Source organism: Nocardia glycosmidis (assembly GCF_052545115.1).
On record NZ_JBQWRH010000069.1, the window covers coordinates 1 to 292 of the forward strand.

Consider the following 292-nt stretch of genomic DNA (forward strand, 5'->3'; position numbering starts at 1 on the left):
TGTTCTCGAAAGTCTTGGTTGCCAACCGTGGTGAGATCGCGATCCGTGCCTTCCGTGCGGCGTATGAGCTCGGTATCGGGACGGTGGCGGTGTTTCCGCATGAGGATCGTAACTCGGTTCATCGGTTGAAGGCGGCGGAGTCGTATCAGATCGGGGAGCCGGGGCATCCGGTGCGGGCGTATCTGTCGGTGGATGCGATCGTGGAGGCGGCGAGGGCGGCGGGGGCGGATGCGATTTATCCGGGGTATGGGTTCTTGTCGGAGAATCCTGATTTGGCGGCGGCGTGTGTGCG

1 protein-coding gene is annotated in these 292 nt (G+C 62.7%); it reads left to right on the plus strand.

Annotated features, from left to right (window positions below; translation table 11 throughout):
• On the plus strand, positions 1 to 292 hold a 292-nt coding region (locus tag ACT86A_RS27520), incomplete at both ends, for a biotin carboxylase N-terminal domain-containing protein (RefSeq protein WP_445095137.1).